This is a genomic window from Streptomyces sp. L-9-10 (genome assembly GCF_004151105.1).
In the GTDB taxonomy this organism is placed as follows: Bacteria; Actinomycetota; Actinomycetes; order Streptomycetales; family Streptomycetaceae; genus Streptomyces.
This window is the reverse complement of record NZ_PHRF01000152.1, coordinates 159,432-172,432: the sequence shown is the minus strand read 5'-3', so window position 1 is coordinate 172,432 and position 13,001 is coordinate 159,432. Positions and strand designations below refer to the sequence as shown.

13 protein-coding genes are annotated in these 13,001 nt (G+C 71.3%); 10 read left to right on the top strand and 3 right to left on the bottom strand.

All coding sequences use genetic code 11. From position 1 onward, the window contains the following. Positions 1–141: 141 nt before the first annotated feature. From CU044_RS32040 to CU044_RS32030, 3 genes are all read left to right on the top strand, one after another. Positions 142–888, top strand: a complete 747-nt coding sequence (locus tag CU044_RS32040) for a lysophospholipid acyltransferase family protein (protein WP_129772236.1) — start codon at positions 142–144, stop codon at positions 886–888. Then, the gene (locus CU044_RS32035) at positions 885–1,886 is read left to right on the top strand and encodes an NAD(P)H-dependent glycerol-3-phosphate dehydrogenase (protein ID WP_129772235.1); all 1,002 of its coding nucleotides are present in this window, start codon (positions 885–887) and stop codon (positions 1,884–1,886) included. Before CU044_RS32040 ends, CU044_RS32035 begins: the two co-directional genes overlap by 4 nt. Before the next feature lie 75 nt (positions 1,887–1,961). Beyond that, positions 1,962–3,134: a D-alanine--D-alanine ligase family protein gene (locus tag CU044_RS32030; RefSeq protein ID WP_129772234.1), complete on the top strand. Its 1,173-nt coding sequence runs from the start codon at positions 1,962–1,964 to the stop codon at positions 3,132–3,134. A gap of 71 nt (positions 3,135–3,205) precedes the next feature. On the opposite strand, the gene CU044_RS32025 is transcribed toward CU044_RS32030, so the two are convergent. Further along, the gene (locus CU044_RS32025; protein WP_129772261.1) at positions 3,206–3,700 is read right to left on the bottom strand and encodes a DUF3515 domain-containing protein; all 495 of its coding nucleotides are present in this window, start codon (positions 3,698–3,700) and stop codon (positions 3,206–3,208) included. A gap of 26 nt (positions 3,701–3,726) precedes the next feature. After that, positions 3,727–3,960, bottom strand: a complete 234-nt coding sequence (locus tag CU044_RS32020; RefSeq protein ID WP_030351778.1) for an Lrp/AsnC ligand binding domain-containing protein — start codon at positions 3,958–3,960, stop codon at positions 3,727–3,729. Between the two features lie 205 nt (positions 3,961–4,165). On the opposite strand from CU044_RS32020, the gene CU044_RS32015 reads away from it, so the two are divergent. Both CU044_RS32015 and thiD read left to right on the top strand, forming a co-directional pair. Next, positions 4,166–5,137, top strand: a complete 972-nt coding sequence (locus tag CU044_RS32015; protein WP_129772233.1) for a thiamine-phosphate kinase — start codon at positions 4,166–4,168, stop codon at positions 5,135–5,137. Positions 5,138–5,147: 10 nt separating this feature from the next. Further along, complete coding sequence (gene thiD, locus CU044_RS32010) at positions 5,148–5,963, top strand: bifunctional hydroxymethylpyrimidine kinase/phosphomethylpyrimidine kinase (protein ID WP_129772232.1); 816 nt, start codon at positions 5,148–5,150, stop codon at positions 5,961–5,963. 116 nt (positions 5,964–6,079) lie between these two features. On the opposite strand, the gene rpmB is transcribed toward thiD, so the two are convergent. Further along, a complete protein-coding gene (gene rpmB, locus CU044_RS32005; RefSeq protein ID WP_015036441.1) occupies positions 6,080–6,265 on the bottom strand; it encodes a 50S ribosomal protein L28 in 186 nt (61 codons plus the stop codon). Between the two features lie 256 nt (positions 6,266–6,521). On the opposite strand from rpmB, the gene CU044_RS32000 reads away from it, so the two are divergent. The 5 genes from CU044_RS32000 (at position 6,522) to CU044_RS31980 (ending at position 12,936) form a co-directional block, all read left to right on the top strand. Further along, positions 6,522–8,159: a DAK2 domain-containing protein gene (locus tag CU044_RS32000; RefSeq protein ID WP_129772231.1), complete on the top strand. Its 1,638-nt coding sequence runs from the start codon at positions 6,522–6,524 to the stop codon at positions 8,157–8,159. Between the two features lie 25 nt (positions 8,160–8,184). Beyond that, positions 8,185–10,443, top strand: coding sequence for an ATP-dependent DNA helicase RecG (gene recG, locus CU044_RS31995; RefSeq protein ID WP_129772230.1), 2,259 nt, complete (start codon positions 8,185–8,187; stop codon positions 10,441–10,443). Between the two features lie 161 nt (positions 10,444–10,604). Beyond that, positions 10,605–11,189: a 16S rRNA (guanine(966)-N(2))-methyltransferase RsmD gene (rsmD, locus tag CU044_RS31990; protein WP_129772229.1), complete on the top strand. Its 585-nt coding sequence runs from the start codon at positions 10,605–10,607 to the stop codon at positions 11,187–11,189. A gap of 26 nt (positions 11,190–11,215) precedes the next feature. Then, positions 11,216–11,695 (top strand): pantetheine-phosphate adenylyltransferase, encoded by a 480-nt coding sequence (coaD, locus tag CU044_RS31985; RefSeq protein WP_193564124.1) that lies wholly within the window; start codon positions 11,216–11,218, stop codon positions 11,693–11,695. Positions 11,696–11,793: 98 nt separating this feature from the next. Then, positions 11,794–12,936 carry an ATP synthase F0 subunit B gene (locus CU044_RS31980; protein WP_129772227.1) on the top strand — a complete coding sequence of 381 codons (1,143 nt, stop codon included), beginning with the start codon at positions 11,794–11,796 and terminating at the stop codon, positions 12,934–12,936. Positions 12,937–13,001: the final 65 nt, after the last annotated feature.

Below are 13,001 nucleotides of genomic sequence, written 5' to 3'. Positions count from 1 at the left end.
TTGTGGCCCGGCACCGTCCCGGCCCACAGAGGTGGTCCCGGAGGCGAGGCGTACGGTGTTCTCGACAGAGCAGGGGCCCGGGGCCACACTTGACCCCCGGCAGCCGGGCATGAGCCGGGTGAGAAAGAGGAAGGTGTCCGAGTGTCCCGCCGCAGAATCGGCTTCTGGTACCGCCTGGCGGCGGCCATCGCGAAACCGCCGCTGATCGTGCTGCTCAAGCGGGACTGGAAGGGTGCGGAGCACATTCCCGCCGACGGCGGATTCATCACCGCGGTGAACCACAATTCGCATGTCGACCCCTTCGCGTACGCGCACTTCCAGTACAACACCGGCCGTGTTCCGCGCTTCCTCGCCAAGCACGGCCTATTCACCAAGGGATTCATCGGGGCCGTGATGCGCGGCACCGGCCAGATTCCCGTCTACCGCGAGACCAGCGACGCGCTGAGCGCCTTCCGCGCCGCCATCGACGCCGTCGAGCGCGGCGAGTGCGTGGCCTTCTACCCCGAGGGCACCCTCACCCGCGACCCCGGCCTGTGGCCCATGACCGCCAAGACGGGCGTCGCCCGGGTCGCCCTCCAGACCAAGTGCCCGGTCATCCCCATCGCGCAGTGGGGCGCCAACCTGCTGCTGCCGCCGTACGCGAAGAAGCCGCACCTCTTCCCGCGCAAGACGCACCATGTGCTGGTCGGGCCGCCCGTGGACCTGGCGCGCTACTACGGCAGGGACATCACCCCCGAATTGCTGCGCGAGGTCACCGAGGTCATCATGGCCGCGATCACGGAACTGCTCTCCGAGCTGCGCGGAGAGCCGGTGCCCACGGCCGCGTACGACCATCGCAAGGCCAGGGCGGAACAGCGGCGCAAGGCCGCGGAAGAGGGGTCGAAGTGACGCGGGTCGCCGTCTTCGGAGCGGGTTCGTGGGGTACGGCGTTCGCCATGGTCCTCGCCGACGCGGGGTGCGACGTGACGGTCTGGGGCCGTCGCCAGGAGGTCGTCGAGGCGATCAACACCTCGCGCACCAACCCGGACTATCTGCCCGGCTTCGAACTGCCCGCCGGCGTACGGGCCACCACCGACCCCGCGGAGGCGGCCCGCGGCGCCGAGTTCACGGTGCTCACCGTGCCCTCGCAGACGCTGCGCGGCAATCTCGCCGAGTGGGCGCCCGTACTGCCCGCCGACACCGTGCTCGTCTCGCTGATGAAGGGCGTCGAACTCGGCACGGCGAAGCGGATGAGCGAGGTGATCGAGGAGGTCGCCAAGGCCCCGGCCGAGCGGGTCGCCGTCATCACCGGCCCCAACCTCGCCAAGGAGATCGCCGGACGGATGCCGGCCGCCGCCGTCGTCGCGTGCCGGGACGAGGCCGTCGCGCGACGGCTCCAGTCCGCCTGCCACACCCCGTACTTCCGCCCGTACACCAACACCGACGTCGTCGGCTGCGAACTCGGCGGCGCGGTCAAGAACGTCATCGGTCTCGCCGTCGGCATCGCCGACGGCATGGGCCTCGGTGACAACACCAAGGCGTCCCTGATGACCCGCGGCCTCGCGGAGACCACCCGGCTCGGCCTCGCCATGGGCGCCGACCCGCACACCTTCTCCGGCCTCGCCGGCATGGGCGATCTGATCGCCACCTGCTCCTCGCCGCTCTCCCGCAACCACACCTTCGGCACCAACCTCGGCCGCGGAATGACCCTCCAGGAGACCATCGCGGTCACCAAACAGACCGCCGAGGGCGTCAAATCCTGTGAGTCCGTGCTGGATCTCGCCCGCCGCCACGGCGTCGAGATGCCGCTCACGGAGACGGTCGTGGACATCGTGCACAACGGCAAGCCGCCGCTCGTCGCGCTCAAGGAACTGATGTCGCGCAGCGCCAAGTCCGAGCGCGGCTGACTTCGCGCGACCGGCGCCGACCCGGCCGCGACCAACGCTGACTCGGGCGCTACCAACAGGTACTCTCATCGCGATATGAGCAGCGAGAACTCCCCCCAGAGCCCTGAGCAGCAGCTCCGCAAGCCGCGCGTGGCCGTCGTCTTCGGCGGCCGGAGCTCCGAGCACGCCATTTCCGTGGTCACGGCCGGGGCCGTGCTGCGGTCCATCGACCGGACGAAGTACGACGTTCTGCCCATCGGTATCACCACCGACGGCCGCTGGGCGCTCACCGCCGACGATCCGGAGCGGATGGCCATCGCCGACCGCGTGCTGCCGAGCGTCGACCGGATCGCCGAGTCCACCGACGGCGGTGTCGTCCTCTCCGTCGACCCGGGCAACCGCGAGGTCGTCTACAGCGAGCCGGGTTCCGTGCCCAAGGCGCTGGGCGAGGTCGATGTCGTCTTCCCCGTACTGCACGGCCCGTACGGAGAGGACGGCACCCTCCAGGGCCTGCTGGAACTCTCCGGTGTCCCGTACGTCGGCGCGGGCGTCCTCGCCTCCGCCGTCGGACAGGACAAGGAGTACATGAAGCGGGTGTTCACCTCCTTCGGGCTGCCCGTCGGCCCGTATCTGGTGATCCGCCCCCGCGAATGGGAGCAGGGCCCCGAAGGCGCCAAGGGCGCCGCCGCCCGCGCGAAGATCACCGGCTTCGCCGCCGAGCACGGCTGGCCGCTCTTCGTGAAGCCCGCCCGCGCCGGATCCTCCATGGGGATCACCAAGGTCGAGGACGCCTCGGGGCTCGACGAGGCGATCATCGAGGCCCAGCGCCACGACCCCAAGATCCTGGTGGAGTCGCTGCTGCGGGGCCGCGAGATCGAGTGCGGGGTGCTGGAGTTCGAGGACGGCCCCCGGGCGAGCGTGCCCGCCGAGATCCCGCCGGTCACGGCGCACGACTTCTACGACTTCGAGGCCAAGTACATCGACTCGGCCACCGGCCTGGTGCCCGCGCCCCTCACCGAGGAGCAGACGGCCGAGGTACAGCGGCTCGCCGTCGAGGCGTTCGAGGCCGCCTCCTGCGAGGGCCTCGTCCGCGCGGACTTCTTCCTCACCGAGGACGGCGAGTTCGTCATCAACGAGATCAATACGCTGCCGGGCTTCACCCCGATCTCGATGTTCCCGCGGATGTGGCAGGAGAGCGGGGTCGGTTACCCGGAGCTGATCGACCGGCTGATCCAGGCGGCGCTGCGCCGGCCCACCGGGCTGCGCTGACCCCCGTATCCGGATCCGGCCCTCGTCAGAGGCCCCGCCGGACGCGTCCGGTCACGTTCGGTCGCGTCCGGTCACAGACTGGACGGGATCGTCTTGCTGACCGGCGCGGCCAGCTCGGCGAGCGGGGTGGAGTCATGCGTGAACCGCTTGTCCATGGTGACCTCGACATACGTCTTGCGGTACGTGGTGGTGAAGCGGGGCCCCGAGTCCCGTTCCTCCAGCATCCAGTTGACGCCGTTCGCCTCCACCGCGTCCGACTGGGCATCGCTCATCCCCTCGGGCCGGGGGACACCGCAGCGCAGTACGATCGCGGCGTCCCCCCACCCGGCGGTCAGTTCGGAAGAGGGCTCGGGATCAGCCCGGCCCAGGTCGGAGACGGTCTTCGGCAGCTCCTTGTGGAGAGCCCGGCACAGCGCGGCCTCGTCCGCGGGCGGACGGGGAACCGCGACCGACACCGACGCGTCGGTGGAGGAACAGCCCGCCACCGCCGCCAGCAGAACGACGGCGGACAGGCGGACGAGCGGACGGCCGGATAGCCTGCGGCGGAACGGCGGGCGACAGGAAATGGTCACCGGCCAAGGGTAGACGGGGGCTACAAGTGCACGACCGGGCAGGTCAGGGTGCGGGTGATGCCTTCCACTTGCTGGATTTTCGCGACCACCATGCGGCCCAGCTCATCGACGGTGTCCGCCTGAGCGCGCACGATCACGTCATAGGGACCGGTGACGTCCTCGGCCTGGATAACTCCCGGAATCTTGGCGATGGTCTCGGCGACGGTCGTCGCCTTGCCCACCTCGGTCTGGATAAGGATGTACGCCTGTACCACGGAACCTCCAGGGCGGCCACGAGGATCATGTGGGGGAAAGAGACGCCACGGTATCGCGTCGCCGAGTGCGGCGGGGAGACCCGGGTCCCGGGTGGCGCCCGCAGGGTGGCGTACGGAAGACGAAGTTGACGCGACTCATGACGGTACCGACAGCAGTGAAGGACCGCGACCGCGATTGCGGCCCGGTGATGAGAGGGGAGACTCGGTGAAGGGAACCGTGGGCGAGTTGGGGGAGTTCGGTCTCATCAGAGAACTCACCTCCCGGCTCACCACCACCCCGGCGGTCCGGCTCGGGCCGGGCGACGACGCCGCGGTCGTGGCCGCGCCCGACCGCAGGGTCGTGGCGAGTACGGACCTGTTGCTGGAGGGGCGGCACTTCCGCCGTGACTGGTCGACGGCGTACGACGTCGGCCGGAAGGCCGCCGCGCAGAACCTCGCCGACATCGCGGCGATGGGCGCGGTTCCCACCGCGCTGCTCCTCGGCCTGGTCGTCCCGGCCGAACTCCCGGTCACCTGGCCCACCGAGCTGATGGACGGCATCCGCGACGAGTGCCAGGTCGCGGGCGCGGCCGTGGTCGGCGGTGATGTCGTACGCGGTGACACGATCACGATCGCCATCACGGCGCTCGGTGATCTCCGCAACCACGAGCCGGTCACCCGGTCCGGTGCCCGGCCGGGCGATGTCATCGCCTACACCGGCTGGTTGGGCTGGTCGGCGGCCGGGCACGCGGTGCTCTCGCGCGGCTTCCGCTCGCCCCGCGCCTTCGTGGAGGCGCACCGCAGGCCGGAGCCGCCGTACCACGCGGGCCCCGCGGCGGCCGGGCTCGGTGCCACCGCCATGACCGACGTCAGTGACGGACTCGTCGCGGACATCGGCCATATCGCCGAGGCCAGCAAGGTCCGTATCGATCTGCGCTCCGGTCTGATCGACATCCCCTCGCAGATGAACGACATCGGCCAGGCGGTCGGGATCGACCCGCTCCAGTGGGTGCTGACGGGCGGCGAGGACCACGCGATCGTCGCCACGTTCCCGCCGGACGTGAAGCTGCCGGCCCGCTGGAAGGTGATCGGGGAGGTGCTCAACCCTTCCGCGCTGCCCCAGGTGACGGTCGACGGGGCGCCCTGGACCAGCAAGGGCGGCTGGGACCACTTCGGAGACATCGAGGACGCCCAGTAGATTCGGCACCATGCCGACAGCCGAGAGTGTGACGCCACCGTCCGTACCACCGCGCGTGCTCACCGTCGCCGGATCGGACTCCGGCGGTGGTGCGGGCATCCAGGCGGATCTGAAGACCATGCTGGCGTTCGGTGTGCACGGCATGAGCGTGCTCACGGCGGTGACGGCACAGAACTCCCTGGGCGTACACGGCGCCTGGGAGCTGCCGGTGGAGGCCGTACGGGCCCAGTACCGCGCAGTCGTCGACGACATCGGCGTGCAGGCCGTGAAGACCGGCATGCTCTCCTCCGCCGAACTGGTCGCGGCTGTCGCGGAACTGCTCGCCGGGACCGACGCCCCCGTGGTCGTCGACCCCGTCGGTGTCTCCAAGCACGGTGATCCGCTGCTGGCCGCCTCGGCGCTGGACGGTGTACGGACGAAACTGCTGCCGGTCGCGACCGTCGCCACCCCGAATCTCGACGAGGTGGCCCAGCTCACCGGCGTACGGGTGGAGGACGAGACGGGGCTGCGGCGCGCGGCCCGCGCCGTCCTCGAATTCGGGCCCCGCTGGGCGCTGATCAAGGGCGGGCATCTGCCGGGGGACGCGGTGGATCTGCTGACCGACGGCAGCGAGGAACACTGGCTGCGGGCACCGCGCCACGACAACCGGCATACGCACGGGACGGGCTGCACCTACGCGTCGGCGATCGCCTCGGGCCTGGCCCGGGGGCAGGGCGTCGTGGCGGCCGTCAGAGCGGCCAAGGAGTATGTGACGGGCGCGATCGCGCATGGCTTTCCGCTGGGCACGGGGATCGGCCCGGTGGACCACCTGTGGCGTCTCCGCTGACGGTGCCGCGTGGCGGCGCCGTCGCGGACGGCACGCCCGAGCACGGCAAAAAGCCGGCCCACCGAGGTGGACCGGCTTTTCAAGGCAACCGCAGGGGCTGCGCTACGACGCAGGCGTCAGCGCGAGACCTTGCCGGCCTTGATGCACGATGTGCAGACGTTGAGCCGCTTCGGCGTCCGACCGACCACGGCACGCACGCGCTGGATGTTCGGGTTCCAGCGACGGGGCGTACGGCGGTGCGAGTGCGAAATGTTGTTGCCGAAGCCCGGCCCCTTGCCGCAGACGTCGCAGTTGGCAGCCACGGGTCACTCCAAAGACTTCAGATGCTCGTACAGAGAAATCCGGCGTGCCGGGAATCAGTGACTGATGTGGCGTTGCCGGGGGATTGACCCGACTTTCATCGGGCAACCGCAGCAGCATACAACGCCTGCCTCGGTACAAGAAAACTACCATGACGCGCAGCGGCTCCGTTCCCCCAGGTTGGCCCGCTGTTCGCCCCGCGTCCCCGGGCTACCCTGCGTGCAGCCCGCATCCAGGCCGCTCAAGGAGGACCCTCAGGTGCCGCAGACCCTCGACGCAGCAGCGGTACGGAGCTGGTGCTCGCTGGCGCTGGAGGCCCTCGGCCGGGAGCGCGAGGAGATCGACGCGATCAATGTCTATCCGGTCGCGGACGGTGACACGGGCACCAATCTCTATCTGACCGTGGAGTCCGCGGCGCAGGCGGTCGAGGCCGTCTTCGCGGCCCATGAGACCGGCTCTTCCCTGCCCGCGCCGGCCGATGCCGTACGGGCCATGGCGCACGGCGCGCTGATCGGTGCCCGGGGGAATTCCGGGACGATCCTGGCGCAGCTGCTGCGCGGGATGGCGGAGGTACTGGCGGACGCGGCCCCGGCGGATCCCGGGGAGACCGGCGGGGAGCGGCTCGCGCCGGCGCTGCGCCGGGCCGCGGGGCTGGCCCGCGAGGCCGTCGCCCACCCCGTCGAGGGCACGATCCTCAGCGTCGCCTCCGCCGCCGCGGACGCGGCGGAACGGAGCGGGTCGGCGGACGCGGGAGTGACCGTACGCGCGGCGTACGCGGGAGCGCGCGCCGCGCTCGCCGCCACCCCGGACCAACTGCCCGTACTCGGACGCGCCGGGGTCGTCGACGCCGGCGGGCGCGGGCTGCTGGCCGTCCTGGGCGCTCTGGTGCGGTCCCTCACGGGCGAGACCCCGGCCGCCTTCCCGATGGGCCGGCGCCGGTACGAGGACCCGGCCGCGGTCGAGCCGGCGATCGAGTACTGCGCCCCCGAGGGCGGCCCCGCCTTCGAGGTGATCTATCTGCTGGAGGCGGACGACCGCGCCGTGGCCCGGCTCCGGGCCAGGCTCGACGGGCTGGGGGACTCCCTGGTCGTCGTCGGCGGCGACGGGCTGTGGAACGTGCACATCCACGCCGACGACGCGGGCGCCGCCGTGGAGGCCGGGGTCGAGGCGGGACGCCCGTACCGCATCCGTATCACCCACTTCGGCGCCGCCGCCGAGGAGGCGCCCGAGCGGGTCCAGCGGGCCGTCGTCGCGGTGGTCCCCGGCGAGGGGCTCGCGGGGGTGTGTGCCGAGGCCGGCGCGACGACCGTGCTCGCGCGCCCCGGGGAGCCGCCCGCCAGCGGTGAGCTGGTCGAGGCGATCCGGCGGGCCCACGCGCGCGAGGTGGTGCTCCTGCCGAACGACGCCGCGCTGCGGCACACCGCCGCCGCGGCCGCGGAACAGGCCCGCACCGAGGGCGTACGGGTCGCCCTCATCCCGACCCGGGCCGCCGTCCAGGGCATCGCCGCGCTCGCCGTGCACCAGCCCGACCGCCGTTTCGACGAGGACGTGGTCGCCATGACCACCGCGGCCGGCGCCACCCGCTACGCCGAACTGGCCGTCGCCGAACGGCAGTCCTGGACCATGGCGGGAATCTGCCAGGCCGGGGACGTCCTCGGGCTGATCGACGGCGACGTGGCGGTGATCGGCGCCGATCTCGCCGCCACCGCCGAGGCGGTGCTCTCCCGGATGCTGGCGGCCGGCGGCGAACTGGTGACGCTGGTGCTCGGCGACGAGGCGCCGGACGCGCTGGCCGACCGCCTGGAGCTCTACGTACGGGACGGCCATCTGGCCGTCGACACCGTGGTCTACCGGGGCGGCAGGCAGTCCGTTCCGCTGCTCATCGGCGTGGAGTAGCAGCCTGTCAGTGGCGTGGTGTGCAATGGATCGCGTGCCCGCGCTGGATGAATCCCTCAAGAAGACGCTCGGCCCCGCCACCGCGAAGGTGATGGCCGAACACCTCGGCCTGCACACGGTCGGCGATCTGCTGCACCACTACCCGAGGCGGTACGAGGAGCGCGGCCAGCTCACCAAACTGGCCGATCTGCCGCTGGACGAGGACGTCACGGTGGTCGCGCAGGTCGCCGACTCCCGGATCCTGACGTTCAACCACGGCCGGGGCCAGCGGCTGGAGATCACCCTCACCGACGGCAGCGGCCGGCTCCAACTGGTCTTCTTCGGCAGGGGGATCCACAAGCCGCACAAGGAGCTGCCACCGGGCAGCCGCGGGATGTTCGCGGGCAAGGTGTCCGTCTTCAACCGCAAGCTCCAGCTCGCGCACCCCACCTATGTGCCGCTCGGCAGGGCCAGCGGCGACGACGGGTCCACGGAGGACACCGCGGAGGCCGTGGACGCCTTCGCGGGCAAGCTGATCCCGATCTATCCGGCCTGCAAGGGGCTGGAGTCCTGGAAGATCACCAAAGCGGTCGACGCGGTGCTGCCCAGAGCCGCGGAGGCCGTCGATCCGCTGCCGCCCGCGCTGCGCGAGGGCCGGGGGTTCTCCTCGCTGCCCGAGGCGCTGCTGAAGGTCCACCGGCCCGAGAGCCGGGCGGACATCGAGTCCGCCAGACAGCGGCTGAAGTGGGACGAGGCGTTCGTCCTCCAGGTGGCGCTGGCCCGGCGGCGGTACGCGGACACGCAGCTGCCCGCCGTGGCCCGCGGACCCGTGCGGGACGGGCTGCTGGACGCCTTCGACGCCGACCTGCCGTTCACGCTCACCGAAGGCCAGCGGAAGGTCACCGGCGAGATCTTCGCGGACCTCGCCACCGAACACCCGATGCACCGGCTGCTCCAGGGCGAGGTCGGCTCGGGCAAGACGCTGGTCGCGCTCCGGGCGATGCTCGCGGTCGTCGACGCGGGCGGGCAGGCCGCCATGCTGGCGCCCACGGAGGTGCTCGCCCAGCAGCACCACCGTTCGGTCACGGACATGATGGGCGAGCTGGCGCACGGAGGGATGCTCGGCGGCGCCGAGCACGGCACCAAGGTCGTGCTGCTCACCGGCTCCATGGGCATGGCCGCGCGGCGCCAGGCGCTGCTCGATCTGGTCACCGGCGAGGCCGGGATCGTGATCGGCACGCACGCGCTGATCGAGGACAAGGTGCGGTTCCACGACCTCGGACTGGTCGTGGTGGACGAACAGCACCGCTTCGGCGTGGAGCAGCGGGACGCACTCCGCTCCAAGGGCAAGCAGCCGCCGCATCTGCTGGTCATGACGGCCACCCCCATTCCCCGTACGGTCGCGATGACCGTCTTCGGCGATCTGGAGACCTCCGTCCTGGACCAGCTCCCGGCGGGGCGCTCGCCGATCGCCAGCCATGTGGTCCCGGCCCAGGACAAGCCGCACTTCCTCGCCCGCGCCTGGGAACGGGTGCGGGAGGAGGTCGGCAAGGGGCATCAGGCGTACGTCGTCTGCCCCCGGATCGGTGACGACGAGGAGGACGACAAGGCGGCCCAGAAGTCCGGCACATCCAAGCCGTCCAAGACATCCAAGGCGTCCAAGCCGTCCGCGGAGGACGAGGCGGAGAAGCGGCCCCCGCTCGCTGTCGTGGAGGTCGCCGGGCAGCTCGCCAAGGGACCGCTCCAGGGGCTGCGCGTCGAGATCCTGCACGGACGGATGCAGCCCGACGACAAGGACGCCGTGATGCGCCGCTTCGCCGCGGGCGAGGTGGACGTGCTCGTCGCGACCACGGTCATCGAGGTCGGTGTGAACGTCCCGAACGCCACCGCCATGGTGATCATGGACGCGGACCGGTTCGGCGTCTCCCAACTGCACCAGCTGCGCGGACGCGTCGGCCGCGGCTCGGCCCCCGGCCTCTGCCTGCTGGTCACGGACATGCCCGAGGCCAGCCCGGCGAGGGCCCGGCTCGGCGCCGTCGCCGCCACGCTCGACGGCTTCGAGCTGTCCCGTATCGACCTCGAACAGCGCCGCGAGGGCGACGTCCTCGGCCAGGCCCAGTCCGGGGTGCGCTCCTCGCTGCGGATGCTCGCGGTCATCGAGGACGAGGAGATCATCGCCGCCGCCCGCGAGGAGGCCGCCGCGGTGGTCGCCGAGGACCCGGAGCTGACGGGCTCGCCGGAACTGCGCACGGCGCTGGACGCCCTGCTGGACACCGAACGCGAGCAGTACCTCGACAAGGGCTGACCCGGGGACGGGCACCGGGCCGGGCCCGCCCGGGGCATACGCCATATCGTGGGGTCAGAGCACTCCCCGGGCCCCGCGCGGACCCGTACGACCCATCGAGCAGCAGCCCCGTACACGACCCGTCGAGCAGACGACCCCATCGAACCGAGGATCCGACTTCCATGACCCGCGTGATCGCCGGTGCCGCCGGCGGACGCCGTCTCGCCGTACCGCCCGGCACCGGCACCCGCCCCACCTCCGACCGGGCGCGTGAGGGCCTCTTCTCCAGCTGGGAGTCGCTCCTCGGCACCCTCGACGGCATCCGGATCGCCGATCTGTACGCGGGATCCGGCGCCGTGGGCCTGGAGGCGCTCTCCCGCGGCGCCGCGCACGCGCTGCTCGTCGAGGCCGACAGCCGCGCCGCCCGTACCGTCCGCGCGAACGTCACGACGCTCGGACTGCCCGGCGCGGAGGTCCGTACCGGCAAGGCCGAGCAGATCGTCACGGGACCGGTCCCGGACACCCCCTACGACGTGGTCTTCCTCGATCCGCCGTACGCCGTCACCGACGACGATCTTCGGGAGATACTCCTCACACTCCGCACAAGGGGGTGGCTCAGCGGCGATGCCGTCGCCACCGTGGAACGCAGCACCAGGGGCGGGGAATTCGACTGGCCGGAGGGTTTCGAGCCTTTGCGGTCCCGTCGCTACGGCGAAGGGACGCTTTGGTACGGTCGCGCCGCCTCTACGAGTGAAGACGCACCATGACCGGACCGGAGAGCGAGGGAATCAAGTTGCGCCGCGCCGTCTGTCCGGGGTCCTTCGACCCCATCACCAATGGACATCTCGACATCATCGCCCGTGCCTCCAAGCTGTACGACGTCGTCCATGTCGCAGTGATGATCAACCAGTCCAAGAAGGGGCTGTTCACGATCGAGGAACGGATCGGTCTGATCCGCGAGGTCACCGCCGAGTTCGGCAACGTGGAGGTCGAGGCGTTCCACGGACTGCTCGTCGACTTCTGCAAGCAGCGCGACATCCCGGCCATCGTCAAGGGCCTGCGTGCCGTCAGCGACTTCGACTACGAGCTGCAGATGGCCCAGATGAACAACGGGCTCTCCGGAGTGGAGACCCTGTTCGTCCCCACCAACCCCACCTACAGCTTCCTCTCCTCCTCCCTGGTCAAAGAGGTCGCGACCTGGGGCGGGGACGTGTCCCACCTGCTGCCGGCGGCCGTCCACTCGGCCCTGCTGGCACGCCTCGGCGAGCGCTGAGGAACTGACGGCCCGTCATCCGGTGTCGGACGGGCTCGAACTGGCCGTACAGTCGTTGCGTCCGTCTCCAAACCAGCTGAGAGAGTGGCGAGCACACGGTGGACGTACAGAAGAAGCTCGACGAGATCGTCGACGCGGTCGGCAGTGCCCGCTCCATGCCCATGTCGGCGTCCTGCGTGGTGAACCGCGCCGAGCTGCTCGCGATGCTGGAAGAGGTACGGGAAGCGCTCCCGGGCTCGCTGGCCCAGGCCCAGGAGCTGATCGGCGGCCGTGAGCAGCTCGCCGAGCAGGCCCGCCAGGAGGCCGAGCGCATCATCGAGGCGGCGCACGCCCAGCGCTCCGGGCTGATCTCCGACACCGCGGTCGCCCGGCAGTCCCAGGAGGAGGCCGACCGCATCCTCACCGAGGCACGCAGGGACGCCGAGGAGATCCGCGCCGAGGCCGACGACTACGTCGACTCCAAGCTCGCCAACTTCGAGGTCGTCCTCACCAAGACCATCGGCTCCGTCGACCGGGGCCGCGAGAAGCTGCTCGGCCGCGCCACCGGCGGTGACGACGATGACGCCCCCGAGTACAGCGACGACCCCGGCACCCTGATCCGGCGGGCCGACGAGTACATCGACGCCAAGTTCGGCGCCTTCGAGGCGGTCCTGTCCAAGACCCTCGAAGCGGTCGGCCGCGGCAGGCAGAAACTCCACGGCCGCACCGACTCGGACGACCTCGGGGCGCATATGGCCGCCCAGGACGCGGCGGGCCCGCAGGGGCGCACCAGCGACGCGGACTATCTGGCGGACCTCGCGGGGAGCCCCCGGGACGGCGTCCAGGAGCCCGTGGCGGAGCAGCGGCCCCCGGTGCCGGTCCAGCAGCCCTACGCCGAGCCCGCGTACCCGCAGACGCCGCCCCAGGCCCCGCCGCAGCCCCAGTACGCCGAGGCCGGCTACCAGGACCCCGCGTACGCCACCCAGGCCGGCTACGGCGGCTACCAGCAGCAGGACGCGTACGGCTACCAGCAGGACCCGTACGCGTACCAGCAGCAGGGGTACGGCCAGGACCAGAGCCACGGCCAGGCACAGGGGTACGACCCGAACTACGGCTGGCAGCAGCAGCCCGAGGCCCAGCCGCAGCAGCACGCGCTGCCCCCGGCCCACGAGCCGCAGCAGAGCGCCCTCGACGAGACCAGCCTCTTCGACACCAGCATGATCGATTTGGAGCAGCTGCGCCGGTACGAGCAAGGGCACTGAGGCCGCGCGGCCGGGAGACCGGAGCCGCGCGGGGGACGGGGCGCCGGGACCGCGCGCTCCGTCCG

What these genes read in the sequence shown, in the direction of transcription:
- CU044_RS32030 (WP_129772234.1), top strand. Translation starts at nt 1,962, where the DNA reads ATGAGCAGCGAGAACTCCCCCCAGAGCCCTGAGCAGCAGCTCCGCAAG.
- thiD (WP_129772232.1), top strand. Translation starts at nt 5,148, where the DNA reads ATGCCGACAGCCGAGAGTGTGACGCCACCGTCCGTACCACCGCGCGTG.
- recG (WP_129772230.1), top strand. Translation starts at nt 8,185, where the DNA reads ATGGATCGCGTGCCCGCGCTGGATGAATCCCTCAAGAAGACGCTCGGC.
- rsmD (WP_129772229.1), top strand. Translation starts at nt 10,605, where the DNA reads ATGACCCGCGTGATCGCCGGTGCCGCCGGCGGACGCCGTCTCGCCGTA.